Below are 16794 nucleotides of genomic sequence, written 5' to 3' on the forward strand. Positions count from 1 at the left end.
GCAACCCCCTAGAGACAGGGTTCGTGGGGGTCCCAACGGGGGATCGCCATGTTATGCATGAGACGCATAACCCTGTAACACTATGGCCTTGGACAGGTTTCGGAGGCAGGCATAAGCTTCGCGGCTTGAACTGATCCCACAAGGAAATCACCATGTCCAAGTCCTCCGGCGCTCCGGCCACCGCCTCTTCTCCGGGCGCCGTGCACACCCTGCCTTCCTACCTCCAAGCGGACAACCTCGGTCCCTGGGGCATCTACCTGCAGCAGGTCGATCGCGTCACCCCCTACCTGGGCCACCTGGCCCGCTGGGTAGAGACCTTGAAGCGCCCCAAGCGCGCGCTGATCGTGGACGTGCCGATCGAGCTGGACAACGGCACCATCGCCCACTTCGAGGGCTACCGCGTGCAGCACAACACCTCGCGCGGCCCGGGCAAGGGCGGCGTGCGCTTCCACCAGGATGTGACGCTGTCGGAAGTGATGGCCCTGTCGGCCTGGATGTCGATCAAGAACGCGGCGGTGAACGTGCCCTACGGCGGCGCCAAGGGCGGCATCCGCGTGGACCCCAAGAAACTCTCGCTCGGTGAACTGGAGCGCCTGACGCGCCGCTACACCAGCGAGATCGGCATCATCATCGGCCCCTCCAAGGACATCCCCGCTCCGGACGTCAACACCAACGGCCAGATCATGGCCTGGATGATGGACACCTACTCCATGAACGTGGGTTCCACGGCCACCGGCGTGGTGACGGGCAAGCCCGTGGACCTGGGAGGCTCGCTGGGCCGCGTGGAAGCCACCGGCCGTGGCGTGTTCACCGTGGGCGTGGAGGCCGCCAAGCTGACCGGCCTGGCCCTCGACGGTGCCCGCGTGGCCGTGCAGGGCTTCGGCAATGTGGGCGGCATCGCCGGCAAGCTGTTCGCCGAGGCCGGCGCCAAGGTCGTGGCCGTGCAGGACCACACCGGCACCATCTTCAACAGCAATGGCCTGGATGTGCCCGCCCTGCTGGCCCACGTGAAGATCCGCGGCGGCGTGGGCGGCTTTGCCGGCGCCGAGACCATGCAACCCGAAGAGTTCTGGAGCGTGGACTGCGAGATCCTGATCCCTGCCGCGCTGGAAGGCCAGATCACCAAGGACAACGCCGGCAAGATCAGGGCCAAGCTGGTGATCGAAGGCGCCAACGGCCCCACCACCCCCGAGGCCGACGACATCCTCAACGACAAGGGCGTGCTGGTGCTGCCCGACGTGATCGCCAACGCCGGCGGCGTGACGGTGAGCTATTTCGAATGGGTGCAGGACTTCTCCAGCTTCTTCTGGAGCGAGGACGAGATCAATGCCCGCCTGGTGCGCATCATGCAGGAGGCCTTCGCCGGCGTCTGGCAGATCGCCCAGGAGCACAAGGTCAGCCTGCGCACGGCCACCTTCATCGTGGCCTGCCAGCGCATCCTGCACGCCCGCGAGATGCGTGGTCTGTACCCCTGACCTGAAGCCCCCCTGAGTCGCTTCGCGCCTTCCCCCCAGAGGGGGGACGCCCCCAGCGCGGCGGGGCGGCCCTTGCGCGGGGGCGCTGGCATGGGCCGCGCCCGTCTCATGCATCGCGGGTGGCGCGTAGCGCTATGGTCAAGTGAAAAGGAACGGAGCGGAGCAGCAACGAGCTGCTCTGCTCCAAAAGCAACCGCCAGCGGCCCACCAGGCCCTGGCGGTTTTTTTCTTGGGTGGGGTGTGCTGTTGCGCCCGGGCGACGCCCGAATGGGGGTGTCCGCGCCTGTTGTCGGCCAGAAACAACCGCCTGGCCGCCCTGGAAACAGGCAGATACGCGACCACACAAATGGAGACGTTTGTCCCCAAAGCTGCGTGGGAGACTGACTGCCTGCCTCTTTGCCCTCCAGGAGACAACGGTGGCCCTCCCTTCCCTGCGCAGCGCCGTGGCGCGCTTCATGCTGAACCGGCTTCGCACCGCCCGTTCGGTGGCCCGCCTGGCCTACCGCCTGCATGGCAAGAAGCCGGCGCTCATCGACCGGCGCGGCACCCTGACCTACCAGCAACTGCATGAGCGCGTGCTGCGCCTGCACGGCTGGATGCAGGCCCAGGGCGTCAAGCAGGGCGACATCGTCTTCACCTGGTTGCCCGAGACCGGCGAGCAATACGAGACGCGTCTGGCCACGTTCGAGAACGGCACCATCTTCGCAAGCTTTCACAAGCACCTGTCGGCACAGGCCGCGCTCGACACCCTGCTGCGCGTGAAGCCCGCCGTGTTCATCCACGACCCGGCGCTCAGCGAGCCCATCCTGGCCACCGTGCGCGAGCGCATGCCCGGCCTGCACATCCTGGCCATCGGCAAGCCCTACGAGGAGGCGCTGGCCCAGGCCACGCCCACGCGCGGCACGGCCAGGGTGCACGAGGACGAGGTGTTCGCGCTGCACATGACCTCGGGCACCACGGGCCTGCCCAAGGCCATCGGCTACACCCACCGCAAGTACCTGGACAGCGTGCGCTTCATCGCCCAGTCCATCAACTTCACGCCCCCGGCGAGCGGCCAGGACATCAACATGCTGGGCCTGCCGATCACCGGCCCGGGCTCGGGCCTGGTGCTGCCCACGCTGCTGTCGGGCGCGGTGCTGGTGATGCCCGAGAACTTCCGCTCGGCCACGCTGGCCGGGCTGATCGAGCGCCACAAGGTCTCACGCGCTTTTCTCTCGCCCTCGGCCATCATCGACCTGCTGGACGACCCGGACCTGCCGCGTTACCGCCTTTCCTCGCTCAGCCACGTGCCCTACGGCTCGGAGATGATGCCCGCGCCCAAGATCGCCGAGGCGATTCGCCGCTTCGGGCCCATCTTCCAGCAGGGCTATGGCTGCCTGGAGGCACTGCCACCCATCACCTGGCTGCTGCCGCACGAGCATGTGGACGCGAGCGGCGCGCCGCTGGGCCTGGACATCCTGTCGTCCGTGGGCCGCGTGATGCCGGGCGTGCAGGTGGTGATCCGCAGCGACGATTTCGAGCCCCTGCCCCAAGGCCAGATGGGCCTGGTCACGGTGCAGACACCGGTGCGCTTCGACCGCTACTGGCACGACCCCGAGAAGACCGCCGAAACCCTGCGCGATGGCTGGGTGGTGATGGGCGACATGGGCTACTTCGACGAGGCTGGCTACCTGCATGTGCTGGGCCGCAGCGCCGACCGCGTGCGCAAGGGCGGCCAGCTGCTCAACCCGCGCGAGGTGGAAGAGGTCACGCACCAGCACCCCGCCGTCAAGGAATGCTGCCTGGTGCAGCATGGCGAGCAGGCCGTGCTGGTGGCCAGCCTGCGCCAGAGCTGGCGCGCCGAGCACAACTGGCATGCGCTGGAGCACGACATCACCGAGTACCTGGCCGAAAACCTGCGCGCAGAACTGCAACCCGACCGCGTGCGCATCGTTCCCGAGATCCCGCGCAGCTTCCTCAACAAGATGCTGCGCCGTGAAGTGCGCGCCATGCTCGATGCCGAGGAGCCGGTGGCCGAACCGGCGCACGCGCTGTGAGCGGGCACGCCACCCCCCAGGCCACCCCACCGATGCTGACGCTGGGCACCAAGCTCAGCTACGCCGTGGGCAATGTGGGCTTGCAGATGCTGATCGCGGCCATGGGCTTTCTGCTCATGATCTTCTACACCGACGTGGCCCTGGTGCCGCCGGCCGTGGCGGGCGCCGCGCTGCTGGTGGGCAAGGTGTGGGACACCATCAACGACCCGCTCTTTGGCTGGGTGACGGACCGCACGCGCTCGCGCTGGGGCCGCCACCGCGTGTACCTCATCTACGGCGCCATTCCGCTGGCCGTGGTGGCCGCCGCGGTGTGGATGGTGCCACCCGGGCTGTCCCCCGTGGCGGCCTTCCTGTGGATCGCCATCACCTACACGCTGTTCGATACGCTGATGACGCTGGTGCAGCTGCCCTACCAGGCCATGGCCGCCAACCTCACGCGCGACTACGACGAGCGCACCAGCCTCACGGCCTTTGCCTCGCTGGGCGCGTTGATCGGCTTTTTCGCGGGCAGCGTGCTCATGCCGGTGCTGGTGCGCGCCACGCCCGATGCGCGCACGGGCTATGCGCTGGCCGGGGCCTGCTTTGGCCTGGCCGCCGGCATGGCCGTGGCCGTGGTGGCCTGGCGCGTGCGCGAGCCCGTAGCCGACGAAGCCGCCCCCCCGGCCGACCCGGCACCCGCCTGGGATTCCGTGCGCCGCACCCTGCGGAGCACGCTGCACAACCGGCCCTTTTTGCTGCTGGTGAGCGCGGCCGGTCTGGTGCGCCTGGGCCTCACGCTGGTGCAGGGCGCACTGGCCTACTTCGTGATCTACCAGCTGCAGGGCACGCAGGGGGACCTGCCGCGACTCATGGCCATCCTGCTCGGGGTGGTGGGGGTTTCGCTGTTCGCCTGGAAGCGCGTGGTCGACCGCTGGGAAAAGAACCGTGCCTACATCCTGGGCCTGGTGTTCAGCGCCGCAGGCCTGGTCGTGCTCTACTGGATCCAACCGGGGCAGCAGGGCATGCTGGCCGCCGTGCTGGCGCTGATTGGCATCGGCATGGGGGCACACTGGATCGTGCCCTACGCCATGGTGCCCGACACCATCGACCATGGCCACATGCTGGCCGGCGAGCGCACCACGGGCATGTACTACGGCCTGTACGGCCTGGTCGACAAGATCGCGCGCACCCTGGCCACCGTGGTCGTGGCCGCCGTGCTGGACTGGACGCACTACGTGCCCAACGTCGCGCAGAGCCCATTGGCGCTGCAGGGCATACGCACCATGACCGGGCTGCTGCCCGCCCTGTGCCTGGCCCTGGCGATTCCGCTGCTGCTGGCCTACCCGATCACGCGCGAGCGCCACGGCGAAATCCGCCGCAGCGTGGGCGATGTGCGCGACAGCCAGTTCGCCAGCTGAGGTTCAGGCGGCCGGCCCTGCCGGCAGGGTGGGAACCACCGGGTCCACCCAGCGCAGCGCCAGGCAGAACGGCTGCGCACAGGGCGAACGGCCGGCGTAAGGGCAGCCGGCCACCTCGCACAGCGGCCGGTCGCGCTCGCGGTCTTCATCGACCGGCAGGTGGCCGCTGGCCTGGAGCACGGCCATCTGCGTCCAGGGGTCCAGGCGCTGGCCTGGCGAGAGCAGCATCTCGCGCCCATAGACCGAGGCGGGCAGCTGGGCCTGGAAGTCCAGCACCAGCAGCGCACTGGTGCGCACGGCCGCCGCTGCCCCCGCCGGTTCCAGCCCCTGCAGCACCAGGGCAAACACCCCCGATTGCAGGGTTGGGGCATTGCCGGAAAACGGTATCTGCAACGGCGCGGGCGGCGTCGTGGCTACGGCCGCTGGGGGTGCCGGCTGCGACGCCATCCAGGGAACCGGCACGCGCAGGGTCAGCGCAAAGCCGCGCGGCCCCTCGGGGGTCTGCACCGTGCCCTGGCGCACCAGCCAGGTCTGCAACGGCGGCTGCCCGGGTTCGGCCTCGCCCTTCTCCAGCGCATGGGCCAGACCCACGGGCCAGGGCTGGGCTGCAAGCACGCGCTGGGGCATGCCGCTGCCCTCGGTGAGCTGCGCCACCATGGCGCCCACCATGCGCAGCGCCGGGGGATCCAGCCCTTCGGCTGGCCAGGCAGCCGCCGCAAGCGGTGCTGCTGCTGCGGCAGGCGGCGCTGCCACGGGGCTGCCCGGTGCCAACGCAGCCGGCAGCGGGCTGCGTGCCGCTGCGCCCGCCGTTGCGGCTGCCGCATTGCCGCGCGGGTCAAAGCCCGCACCCAGGGGGCCCCGCGCCTGCGGTGAAATACTGGCCTTGTCGGCCGGTGCGGGAGTCGGTGCCGGGGCCGCGCCGGGCACGGGCGCCACTGCGGGCGCCGGGGGCGCGGCATCGCCCAACGGAAACGGTGCACGCGCCGGAGCCGCCTTGTCGGTTCCGAGCAGCGCGGCCTGGCGCTGCAGCGCCGCCTCGGCCAGGAACTGGGCCACGGGCGGCAGTGCGCCAGGGCGGGAGGGGTCGATGGGTGAGGCCATGCGGGCGGTGGGGTGAAGGCCCGATTCTGGAGCGATTCAGCGCCGCTGAACAGCGGCGCGCGGCCCCCGACCGCCCGGCCTGCGTCAGAATCCGGCTTGCCCGCCCGCCATGCCACCACCCTCCCCGCCTTCCCCTGCGCCCCATCCCTGGGTGGCTTCGCTCCTGCTCACGGCGGTGGCCGGTTTCCTGCTGCTGAGTGCCGCGCTGTTTGCGCCCAGCTGGGAGCGCGCCTTCCGTTCCGACGCCTCGCCCGCCGCCTGGCTCTCAAGCGCGCTGCTGCTCACCCTGGCCGCCACTGCGCTGCGGCTCACGGCCGAGCGCGCCCTGCCCTGGCGGCTCGGTGCCTGGCTGGTGCTCTCCTTCGGCGTGCTGGCGCTCGACGAACAGTTCATGCTGCACGAGCTGTGGAAAATCCGCTGCATCGAATGGACTGCCGCCTGCCAATCGGGCTGGGTGCGCGAGGCGCCCCTGCTCGCCGTGGGCGTGGTCGGCGTGGCCACGCTGGCCTGGCTGCACCGGGCGCTCAGCCACCGCAGCACGCAGGCGCTGATGTGGGCCGGGCTGCTGGTGGGCCTGTGGGCAATTGTGGTGGACCAGTGGCCCGGCGTTCCGCCCGCGCTGGAAACCTTCGAGGAAGTGTTCGAGGTATTCGCCGAGGCCCTGGTGCTGGCGGCACTGCTGCGCCAGCCAGCGCCCTAGTTCAGGTGCATTCCTGGTCGATCCAGCGGCCGGCGGGAAACCACTGGCCGCCGACGTTGAGGTACCAGTGGTGGGCAAAGACCGGGTGGCCCGACATTTCGCCCTTGGTCGGTACCTCGAAGCGCAGGATGTCGGTGATGCCGTCGCGGTCGAGGTCGATTTCGTAGGCCACCACGGCGGTCTGGATGCGCACCGGCTTCGGAACCTCGGGCGGGGCCGCCGGGAGGGTCCAGCCCGTGGGGTGGCGCTGGGCCTTCACCGCCGCGGCGCTGGCGGGCAGCTCGTTCGTGCTGACCAGACGGGTGAGCACCTGCGCCGTTTCCGGCAGGCGCGCATAGCGCTTGACGGGGACGACCTCGTCCCCCTCGGCCCCTGGGTCCTCGAACGCCGGGCCGGTGTAGTTGCCGCCGCAGTAGAAGTCCGCATTGTCGATCTGCCAGCTGCGCTTGCGCAGGGCCTGTGCACCCACGAGGCCCCGCTGCGTGACGGCATAGATGGTGAGCGGCGGATCGAAGACCAGGTCGGCCGCCCCCACATCCCAGAAGCCGGTGACGAACTCGATCTCCGGCCCGCTGTGGCGGTTGTAGCGGCCCATGGGCGCCGCTGTGGGCACCACGGCAATGCGGCTGCCGGCCACGGCGGCCAGGCCGTCGGCTTCGGTCTCGTGCAGCAGGGCGACCTCGCCATGGCGCTTGAAGCGCGAGGGCGCAATGGGTTGCAGGGCCATGCGCAGGCCAGGCAACTGGAGGTCGGCGACAGGGTTGGGCACGGGCTTGCCGCGCGCGATCTCATGGGCCGTGTCGAGCAGCACGCCGGCACGCAACAGGCGCTTGGCGGCGTCGAACTCCGGCCGGGCCGGGTAGCGCACCTCGGCCCCTTCCGCATGGGTCTTCGCCAGCGCCGGCAACTGCAGCGCCGCCGGGCGGGGCAAGGCATTGCCATAGGCACGCAGGCGGTTGGGCGATGGTGCCACCCAGAAGGCGCGGGCCGGGTCCTTGGCGGCCTGGGCCAGCGTGAGCGGCTGCGCCGCCAGCAGGTTGCAGGCCATGTGCGACTGGAAGGGGATGAAGCGGATCACCTCGCCCTTGCCATCGGGGTTGAGCCGGCTGTCCCCGGTATAGAACACCTCGCACCAGCCGTCCTGCTCGGCCAGCAGGCGCACCTGGGTGTTGGCCGGCAACTGCGCCTCCACGCGGGCATCGGGCCGGGGCCGTTCGCGCAGGTTGACCCAGGAGCCCTGCACATGGCGCACCGGGGGCTCGGGCCCCAGCTGGGCGCCGGCACCCGGCACCCACAGGGCGGCGACCGCAAGGGCGGCCAGGGAGAAAAGTCCTGCCCGCCGCCGCATCACGCCACCAGCTCGGGAGCCGCTGCCGGCTGTTCCACCACGCGCGCCAGCAGCGCACCCGCGTAGCGCGCAGGCAGCGGGATCCACACGCGCACCGGATTGCCCTGGGCCACGGCCACGGGCTGGCCGTGCACGTCGTGCATGCGCTCGAGGCGCAGCTGGATGTTGCCGCTGGGGTGCAGCACCTCCAGCAGGTCGCCCACGGCGAAGTGGTTCTTGGTCTCCACCTGCACCCAGTCGCCCGCCAGGCCCACGGCCTCCTGGCCTTCGGCGCCCAGCACCTCCCCTGCGAACTGGCTGCGCTGGGTGGCCGAATGGCCGCTGATGTAGTTCTGGTAGTCCTGGCTCGGGCGGCGTTCCAGCAGGCCGCCGGTGTAGCCGCGGTTGGACAGGCCTTCGAGCTCCAGCAGCAGCTCGGGGTTGAACGGCCGGCCGGCCACGGCATCGTCGATGGCGCGGCGGTAGACCTGGGCGGTGCGCGCCACGTAGTACAGGCTCTTGGTGCGGCCCTCGATCTTGAGCGAGTCCACGCCGATCTGCGCCAGCCGCGCCACATGCTCCACGGCGCGCAGGTCCTTGCTGTTCATGATGTAGGTGCCGTGCTCGTCCTCCATGATGGGCATGAGCTGGCCGGGGCGACCCAGTTCCTCGATCAGGTAGACCTTGTCGGCCTTGGGGTGGCGCTGGCCGTTGCCGGTGGTGGAAAACGACTGTTCGGCCTTCTGCTGCGCGGCCTCGAAGTTGAAGTCGCCTTCCATCTTCTGCGCAATGGCTTCACCCGTGGTGGGGTCGACCTCGGCATCGTGCGTGGCGTAGCTCCAGCGGCAGGCGTTGGTGCAGGTGCCCTGGTTGGGGTCGCGGTGGTTGAAATAGCCGCTGAGCAGGCAGCGGCCCGAATAGGCGATGCACAGCGCGCCGTGCACGAAGACCTCGAGCTCGATGTCGGGGCATTCCTGGCGGATCTTCTCGATCTCGTCCAGGCTCAGCTCGCGCGAGAGGATGATGCGTTCCACCCCCATCTTCTGCCAGAACTTCACGGCCGCCCAATTGGTGGTGTTGGCCTGCACCGAGAGGTGCACGGGCACCTCGGGCCACTTTTCCTTGACCATCATGATCAGGCCGGCGTCGGCCATGATGAGGGCGTCGGGTTGCAGGTCGATCACGGGCTCGATATCGCGCAGATAGGTGCGGATCTTGTCGTTGTGCGCGATCAGGTTGCTGGTCACGAAGAACTTCTTGCCGCGCGCATGCGCCTCCTCGATACCCTGGCGGATCTGCTCCAGGCGGAACTCGTTGTTGCGCGCGCGCAGCGAGTAGCGCGGCTGGCCCGCGTACACCGCATCGGCGCCGAAATCGTAGGCCGCGCGCATCTTGTCGAGCGAGCCGGCGGGCAGCAGCAGTTCAGGGGCTTTGAGGGTGCTCATCGGGGCCATCCAATCTCGTTGTGTGTTGTTCAGCGCAGCACCGGCATGGCGATGGCCTGCGGGAATTCCTCGCCATCGAAGGCCTTGTCGCCCTCGGCATCGGCCACGCCATTGGCCACCAGGCCCTGGAAGTCGAAGTGGCGCGGGTCCATGAAGTGCGAGGGCACCAGGTTGCGCAGCGCCACGGCCATGTTCTCGATGCGGCCGGGGTACAGCTGCTGCCAGTCGCGCAGCATCTGCCCGATCTGCTTGCGCTGCAGGTTCTCCTGGCTGCCGCACAGGGTGCAGGGGATGATGGGGAAGGCGCGCAGTTCGGCCCAGCGCGCGAGGTCGTCCTCGGCCACATAGGCCAGTGGGCGGATGACGAGGTGGTCACCGCGGTCGCTTTGCACCTTGGGCGGCATGCCCTTGAGCTTGCCGCCGAAGAACATGTTGAGGAAAAAGGTCTGCAGCATGTCGTCGCGGTGGTGGCCCAGCGCGATCTTGGTGCAACCGAGCTCGTCGGCCACGCGGTACAGGATGCCCCGGCGCAGGCGGCTGCACAGACTGCACATGGTCTTGCCCTCGGGCACATGCTGCTTGACCACACTGTAGGTGTCGCGCGTCTCGATGTGGAAGGGCACGCCCAGCCCCGCCAGGTAGTCGGGCAGCACCTGGGCCGGAAAACCCGGCTGCTTCTGGTCGAGGTTGACGGCGATGAGTTCGAAGCGGTTCCCGTTGCGCTGCTGCAGCATGCGCAGCACGTCGAGCATGCCGTAGCTGTCCTTGCCGCCCGAGACGCAGACCATCACCTTGTCGCCATCGGCGATCAGGCCGAAGTCGGCGATCGCCTGGCTGACCTGGCGCACCAGGCGCTTTTCGAGCTTGATGGCCTCGCGGTCCGTGCTGCCCGCCACGGGGACGGGTGGTGCGGTGTCGGCGGGCAAGGTAGGGGTGTCGGTCAGCATGGCAGGCAGGGGGAATCACGACCGCAGCCAATGCTGCGGCCCAAGTTTGCTATGGTATGCATAGCATCCGGCGATGGCCAAGCCATCGCCAGGTTCGATTTTCGTACAGACGGGCCCTGCGGCCCGGGGAATCAGGCTTCGGCGGGGTAGAACATCTTGCGCGCGGGCACCGTCTCCACGGCGCGCGCAATGGCGCCGATGTGGTCCGGCGTGGTGCCGCAGCAGCCGCCCACGATGTTCACCAGGCCCTCGGCCGCGAATTCGTGCACCAGCCGGCTCGTGACCTCGGGGGTCTCGTCGAAGCCGGTGTCGCTCATGGGGTTGGGCAGGCCGGCGTTGGGGTAGCAGCTGATGAAGGTGTCTTCCGCGACGCGGTTGAGCTCCTGGATGTAGGGGCGCATCAGCGTGGCGCCCAGGGCGCAGTTCAGGCCGATGGCCAGCGGCCGCGCATGGCGCACGCTGTTCCAGAAGGCCGTGACGGTCTGGCCCGAGAGGATGCGGCCCGAGGCGTCGGTCACCGTGCCGCTGATGATGATGGGCAGGCGCTCGCCGCTGTGCTCGAAGTACTCGTCGATGGCGAACAGCGCGGCCTTGGCGTTCAGGGTGTCGAAGATGGTCTCGACCAGCAGCACGTCGCTGCCGCCCTCGACCAGGGCCTGGGTCTGCTCGTAGTAGGCGGCGCGCAGTTGCTCGAAATCGATGTTGCGCGCGCCCGGGTCGTTCACGTCGGGGCTGATGCTGGCCGTCTTGGGCGTGGGGCCCAGGGCGCCGGCCACGAAGCGCGGCTTGTCGGGCGTGCTGTACTTGTCGCAGGCGGCGCGGGCCAGTTGGGCGGATTTGAGGTTCATCTCGCGCGCCAGGTCAGCCATGTGGTAGTCCTCCTGCGCGATGGTGGTCGCACCGAAGGTGTTGGTCTCGATCAGGTCGGCGCCCGCGGCCAGGTAGCGCTCGTGGATGTCGCTGATCACGTCGGGCCGGGTCAAGCTCAGGAGCTCGTTGTTGCCCTTGACGTCGTAGGCGAAGTCCTTGAAACGCTCGCCCGCGCCGCCGGGGCCGGTGTAGCCCTCGCCCCGGTACTGCGCCTCGCCCAGCTTGAAGCGCTGGATCATGGTGCCCATGGCGCCGTCGAGGATGGCGATGCGTTGGGCGAGGATGTCGGGCAGCTGTTGCGCGCGGGTGTAGTGGAGGGCTTGCATCCCGCTATTGTAGAAAGTGCGGCTTGCCCCCTGCTCGCCCGAGCCAGTTACCCCTCCTGGCCTGAAGCCGCCACGTCGAGGAAGCTGCGCAGCGCCGGGCTCACCGCATCCCGGTGCCAGGCCAGCACCCCCACCGTCGGGTGGTGCAGGCCGGCAATGGGCACAAAGCGCACCCCCTGCGCCCCCGCGCGCGCCATGGCGGCCGGCACCAGGGCCACGCCCATGCCCAGGGCCACCAGCGCCACCACCGTGAGCCACTGGCGCGCCGCATGGCGCGTGTGGGGGTGGATGCCGGCGCGGTGGAACAGCGCGATCACGTTGTCGTGGTTGGCGGGCGCCACGTCGCGCGAGAACATCACGAAGGTCTCGGCAGCCAGCGCCTGCAGGTCCAGGGCCGCCGCCTGCGCCATCGCATGGCCTTCGGGCAGGCAGCAGACGAAATGGTCCTCGGCCAGCGGCAGGCTGGCCAGCGGTTCTGGCACCACGCTGCTGTTGATGAAGCCGGCGTGCAGCTGGCGGTGCAGCAGCGCTTCGAGCTGCTCGCCGGTGGACATCTCGCGCAGCTGCACCTCGATGCCCGGGGCCTGCGCACTAAAGGCGCGCACGATGGCCGGCATGTCGCGGTAGACCATGGAGCCGGTGAAGCCGATGTCGAGCCGCCCGCGCAGCCCCGCGGCCACGGCGCGCGCCGTCTCGCCCGCACGCGCCACGCGGTCCAGCACCACGCGCACCTCGGCCAGGTAGGCGTGGCCCGCAGGGGTGAGCGCCACGTGCTTGCTGCTGCGCTCAAACAGCTTCACGCCCAGTTCGTCCTCCAGCGCCTTGATGCCCGAGCTCAGCGGCGGCTGCGTGATGGCCAGGCGCTCGGCCGCACGGCCGAAGTGCAGCTCTTCGGCCAGCACGGCAAAATAGCGCAGCAGGTACAGCTTCATGCGCGCATCATGCCCCACGTGAAGGGGCATGGGACGGTCTTCTTGCGCGATGGTCAAAGCGGCTCACAAAGCTCAGCGCAGCGGTTCTGGCTAGGCGCTGCGTCGCAGGCAGTACGAGTAGTACGACAAGACGCGGCAACGACGCCAGAAGAGCTTTTTGAGTCGCTCAGTACGACTTGGGCAGGCCCAAGACCTTCTCGGCTATGAAGCACAGGATGAGCTGCGGGCTCACGGGCGCCAGGCGCGGTATCCAGGATTCGCGCAGGTAGCGCTCCACATGGTATTCCTTGGCGTAGCCCATGCCGCCATGGGTGAAGATGGCGCGCTCGCAGGCGTGGTAGCAGGCCTCGGCCGCGAGGTACTTGGCGCTGTTGGCCTCGGCCGCGCAGGGCAGGTGCTGGTCGTAGAGCCAGGCGGCCTTGTGCACCATGAGGTGCGCGGCTTCCAGCTCTATCCACGACAGGGCCAGCGGGTGCTGCACGCCCTGGTTCTGGCCGATGGGGCGGCCGAACACCTCGCGCTCGTTGGCATAGCCGGCGGCGCGCGCCAGCGCGGCGCGGCCCAGGCCCACGGCCTCGCTGGCGATCAGGATGCGCTCGGGGTTCAGGCCGTGCAGGATGTAGCTGAAGCCCTTGCCTTCTTCCCCCACCCGGTCTTCCACGGGGATGCGCAGGCCGTCGATGAAGACCTGGTTGGAGTCCACGCACTTGCGCCCGAGCTTGTCGATCTCGCGCACCTCGACCGTGCTGCGGTCCAGGTCGGTGTAGAACAGGCTCAGGCCCTCGGTGCCCGAGCATTCCTCCACCGGCGTGGTGCGTGCCAGCAGCAATATCTTGTTGGCCACCTGGGCCGTGCTGATCCAGACCTTCTGGCCGTGCACCACGTAGTGGTCGCCCTGGCGCACGGCGCGGGTCTTGAGCTTCAGGGTGTTCAGGCCGGTGTTGGGTTCGGTCACGCCGAAGCAGGCCCGGTCGCGGCCCGCGATCAGCGGCGGCAGCCAGCGCGCCTTCTGTTCCTCGGTGCCGAAGACCACCACCGGGTGCAGGCCGAAGATGTTCATGTGCACCGCCGAGGCGCCCGACAGGCCCGCGCCCGTGGCCGCGATGGTGTGCATCATCAGCGCGGCTTCGCTGATGCCCAGGCCCGCGCCGCCGTAGGCTTCGGGCATGGCGATGCCGAGCCAGCCCGCATCGGCGAGCGCGCGGTGGAAATCCTCCGGAAAGCCGCCTTCGCGGTCCTTGCGGAGCCAGTAGTCGGCATCGAAAGGGGCGCAGACGCGCTCGATGGCATCGCGGATCTGTTCGTGTTCGGGGGAGAGGGCGAAGTTCATGCGGACGCGGCGGCGGAAGAAGAAGCAACAGGGAAGCGGACCACCCGCTCGGGCGATTCGAGGTAAGGCGGGCTGTAGATGACCAGCAGCTTCACCGGCGTCTCGCTGGTCACGGTGAAGACATGCGCCACATCGGCCGGGAAGAAGCACATGTCGCCCGGCAGCATGTCGAACACCTCGCCCGCCACCTCGGCGCGGGCCGCGCCCTCCAGCAGGTAGCAGGCCTGCTCGACGCCGGGGTGGGCATGGGGCAATGCGCCGCCGCCCGCGTGCAGGGTGCCCAGCAGCACCTCCATCTGGCTGGCGCCCACGGTCTCGGGGCCGATGAGCCGCTGGTTGTGCGTGTGCTGGTGGTTGGCCGGCTGGTAGGCGGGCACCCCGGCGCTGCGCACCAGGTAGCGGGGTGAAGGGGCAGAGGTGGTCATGCGGTGTCTCCGGCAGGCAGGTGGCAGGCGCCCTGGGCCAACAGGGCGTCGATGTCGGTGGGGGCGTAGCCGGCCTCGGCCAGCAATTCGCGCGTGTGCTCGCCCAGCCGCGGGGCGGGTGCCAGTTCCCGCGCTGGCGGCGTACCGGACCAGCGCGTGGGGTGGGCCAGGGTGTGCAGCGGGCCTTCGCTCGGGTGCACGCTGTCCTGCAGGAAGCCGGTGGCGCGCAGCTGCACATTGGCCAGCAGGTCGGCCGGGGAGTTCATGGGCATGTTGGGCACATCGGCCGCGTCGAGCAGGGCGCGCCATTCGGCCGTGCTGCGGCCGCGCAGGATGCGCGCCACCTCGGCGTACACGGCGTCGATGTGCGCGGCGCGTGCGCCGTGGCTGGCAAAGCGCGGGTCGCGGCCCAGGCCCTCGGCTTCGCCGATGGCGGCGAAAAAGCTGCGCCAGTGCTTGTCGTTGTAGATCAGCACACAGAGCATGCCGTCGGCCGTGGCGTAGGGCTTGCGGTGCGCGGTGAGCAGCCGCGCATAGCCCGCATCGCCCTGCGGCGGATCGAAGCTCAGCCCTGCCATGTGGTCGCCCAGGACGAACTGGGCCATGGCCTCGAACATGGGCACGACGATGGCCTGGCCCTGGCCCGTCTTCTCGCGCGCATAGAGCGCGGCCGTCACGGCGTACACCGCGTGCAGCCCGGTCACGCGGTCCGACAGGGTGGTGGGCGCATAGGCGGGCTCGGGCGCGCCGTACTGCTGCATGAGCCAGGGGATGCCCGTGGCGCCCTGGATCAGGTCGTCGTAGGCCGGCCGGGCGGCATCGGGCCCCTCCTGGTCGAAGCCGCAGCAGCTCACGTGGATGAGGCGCGGGTTGCGCGCGGCCACCGCCGCGGCATCGAGCCCCAGCCTTGCCAGCGCCTGGGGCCGCACGTTGCTGATGAGCACGTCGCAGCCTTCGGCCAGGCGCAGGGCCGCCTCGCGCCCCGCCGGGTGCTTGAGGTCGAGCACGATGCTGCGCTTGCCGCCATTGGCGTGCAGGAAGATGTGGCCCATGCCCGGGTTGGCCATGGGGCCCACATGGCGCATGTTGTCGCCCTCGGGCGTCTCCACCTTGATGACCTCGGCGCCCAGTTGCGCCAGGATCTGCGTGGCGAACGGGCCCATGATGACGCTGGTGAGGTCGAGCACGCGCACGCCGGCGAGCGGGCCTGCTGCCGCTTGGGGCCTGGTGTCCTGCATGAAAAAGCTTCCTTCGCGGTGGTTCACTCGGGCTGGATGCCCGCCTGGCGGATCAGGGTGCGCCAGTGGGTCAGCTGGTCGGCCACATAGGTGGCGAACTCCTCGGGCGTCTTGCTCGGCCAGACCTGGAAGCCGATCAGCGCCAGCTTGTCCTGCGTGTCCTTGTCGGCCAGCACGGCCTGCAGCTCGGTGTTCAGGCGGTTCACCACGGCGGGCGGCATGCCCACCGGGCCGAAGATGCCGTTCCAGGAGGTCAGATCAAAGCCCTTGGCCGTCTGGCCGATGGGCGGCACGCCCGGCAGCAGCGGCGAGGGCTGGGCCGTGGTGATGCCCAGGGTGCGCACCTTGTCGCTCTTGAGCATGCTCATGCCCGAGCCCAGGTCGGCCACGTAGACCTGCACCTGCCCGCCCACCAGGTCCGTCATGGCCTGGGGACTGGACTTGTAGGGCACGCTCAGCAGGTCGATGCCGGCGATGTGCTTGATGCTCTCCATGGCCACCAGCGAGGTGCTGTTGGGCGTGGCGTAGCTGAGCTTGCCGGGGTTGGCGCGGGCGTGGGCGATCAGCTCGCCCAGGGTCTTGGCAGGTACCGAGGGGTGCACGGCCAGCGCGAACGGCAGCTCGCCCACGCGCGCCACGGGCGTGAAGTCCTTGATCGGGTCGTACTTGAGGGCGGTGTAGAGCGCGGGGTTGGCCGAGTGCGAGGTGTTGGTGGTCATGAACAGCGTGTAGCCGTCGGGCTTGGCCTTGGCGGCGATCTGCGCGGCCACCTGGGCATTGGCGCCGGGCTTGTTGTCCACCAGCACGGGCTGCTTGAGCCGCTCGGCCAGCTTCTGGCCCACGGTGCGGGCCACGGAATCGGTGCCGCTGCCGGCCGCGAACGGCACCACCAGGGTGATGGGGGCGCTCGGGTAGGCGCCGGCAGGCTGCTGCGCGAAGGCCGGCAGGGTGGCTGCGGCCACCAGGGCCGCGGCCAGCCAGCGGGCTCCAAAGGGATACTGCATGTCTTGTCTCCTGGATCGTTGGTCGACGCCCCTGTGCCGGGGCTGGGTCGCATCTTGGCGGCGGCAGCCATTTGCGTCCAATTGGATAATCGGACCGATCCATTCGCATCGCGAATCGTTGACCGTGGTGCCGGGTTGGCCCGTGCCACGCGTGCACACAGCGCACAATAGGCGCCTTTGCCCGCCGCCCCACCGGGGCCGCACGGGGCGCCTGAACACCCACCCGATCAGGCTGCAGCCC

14 protein-coding genes are annotated in these 16794 nt (G+C 69.5%); 4 read left to right on the forward strand and 10 right to left on the reverse strand.

Annotated features, from left to right (window positions below; all coding sequences use genetic code 11):
* The first annotated feature begins 152 nt into the window (after window positions 1-152).
* From AC3WOH_RS00130 to AC3WOH_RS00140, 3 genes are all read left to right on the forward strand, one after another.
* Window positions 153-1475, forward strand: a complete 1323-nt coding sequence (locus AC3WOH_RS00130) for a Glu/Leu/Phe/Val family dehydrogenase (protein ID WP_492227392.1) — start codon at window positions 153-155, stop codon at window positions 1473-1475.
* A gap of 416 nt (window positions 1476-1891) precedes the next feature.
* Window positions 1892-3511 carry a class I adenylate-forming enzyme family protein gene (locus tag AC3WOH_RS00135; RefSeq protein WP_492227393.1) on the forward strand — a complete coding sequence of 540 codons (1620 nt, stop codon included), beginning with the start codon at window positions 1892-1894 and terminating at the stop codon, window positions 3509-3511.
* The gene (locus tag AC3WOH_RS00140) at window positions 3508-4908 is read left to right on the forward strand and encodes an MFS transporter (protein WP_492227394.1); all 1401 of its coding nucleotides are present in this window, start codon (window positions 3508-3510) and stop codon (window positions 4906-4908) included. Before AC3WOH_RS00135 ends, AC3WOH_RS00140 begins: the two co-directional genes overlap by 4 nt.
* A gap of 3 nt (window positions 4909-4911) precedes the next feature.
* Here the strand turns inward: AC3WOH_RS00140 and AC3WOH_RS00145 are convergent, their stop codons facing one another.
* Window positions 4912-6009, reverse strand: coding sequence for a hypothetical protein (locus AC3WOH_RS00145; RefSeq protein ID WP_492227395.1), 1098 nt, complete (start codon window positions 6007-6009; stop codon window positions 4912-4914).
* Window positions 6010-6118: 109 nt separating this feature from the next.
* On the opposite strand from AC3WOH_RS00145, the gene AC3WOH_RS00150 reads away from it, so the two are divergent.
* Window positions 6119-6709 (forward strand): hypothetical protein, encoded by a 591-nt coding sequence (locus AC3WOH_RS00150; protein WP_492227396.1) that lies wholly within the window; start codon window positions 6119-6121, stop codon window positions 6707-6709.
* A 1-nt stretch (window position 6710) separates the two neighbouring features.
* Here AC3WOH_RS00150 and AC3WOH_RS00155 read toward each other — a convergent pair whose 3' ends face one another.
* From AC3WOH_RS00155 to AC3WOH_RS00195, 9 genes are all read right to left on the reverse strand, one after another.
* Window positions 6711-8057 (reverse strand): SH3 domain-containing protein, encoded by a 1347-nt coding sequence (locus AC3WOH_RS00155; protein ID WP_492227397.1) that lies wholly within the window; start codon window positions 8055-8057, stop codon window positions 6711-6713.
* The gene (trhP, locus tag AC3WOH_RS00160; protein WP_492227398.1) at window positions 8057-9481 is read right to left on the reverse strand and encodes a prephenate-dependent tRNA uridine(34) hydroxylase TrhP; all 1425 of its coding nucleotides are present in this window, start codon (window positions 9479-9481) and stop codon (window positions 8057-8059) included. The genes AC3WOH_RS00155 and trhP overlap by 1 nt, the downstream gene beginning before the upstream one ends.
* Window positions 9482-9510: 29 nt before the next feature.
* Window positions 9511-10428, reverse strand: coding sequence for a tRNA 2-thiocytidine(32) synthetase TtcA (gene ttcA / locus AC3WOH_RS00165; protein WP_492227399.1), 918 nt, complete (start codon window positions 10426-10428; stop codon window positions 9511-9513).
* 131 nt (window positions 10429-10559) lie between these two features.
* Window positions 10560-11624, reverse strand: coding sequence for a homocysteine S-methyltransferase family protein (locus tag AC3WOH_RS00170; RefSeq protein ID WP_492227400.1), 1065 nt, complete (start codon window positions 11622-11624; stop codon window positions 10560-10562).
* Window positions 11625-11671: 47 nt separating this feature from the next.
* Window positions 11672-12556 carry a LysR family transcriptional regulator gene (locus AC3WOH_RS00175; protein WP_492227966.1) on the reverse strand — a complete coding sequence of 295 codons (885 nt, stop codon included), beginning with the start codon at window positions 12554-12556 and terminating at the stop codon, window positions 11672-11674.
* A 166-nt stretch (window positions 12557-12722) separates the two neighbouring features.
* Entirely contained in the window at window positions 12723-13886 is a 1164-nt protein-coding gene (locus AC3WOH_RS00180; protein ID WP_492227401.1) for an acyl-CoA dehydrogenase family protein, read from the reverse strand.
* Window positions 13883-14311 (reverse strand): cupin domain-containing protein, encoded by a 429-nt coding sequence (locus AC3WOH_RS00185; RefSeq protein ID WP_492227402.1) that lies wholly within the window; start codon window positions 14309-14311, stop codon window positions 13883-13885. Before AC3WOH_RS00185 ends, AC3WOH_RS00180 begins: the two co-directional genes overlap by 4 nt.
* Window positions 14308-15549: a CaiB/BaiF CoA transferase family protein gene (locus AC3WOH_RS00190; RefSeq protein WP_492227403.1), complete on the reverse strand. Its 1242-nt coding sequence runs from the start codon at window positions 15547-15549 to the stop codon at window positions 14308-14310. The genes AC3WOH_RS00185 and AC3WOH_RS00190 overlap by 4 nt, the downstream gene beginning before the upstream one ends.
* Before the next feature lie 23 nt (window positions 15550-15572).
* The gene (locus AC3WOH_RS00195) at window positions 15573-16553 is read right to left on the reverse strand and encodes a Bug family tripartite tricarboxylate transporter substrate binding protein (RefSeq protein ID WP_492227404.1); all 981 of its coding nucleotides are present in this window, start codon (window positions 16551-16553) and stop codon (window positions 15573-15575) included.
* Window positions 16554-16794: the final 241 nt, after the last annotated feature.

The sequence above is a fragment of the Acidovorax sp. FW305-C-20-28 genome (genome assembly GCF_058783375.1).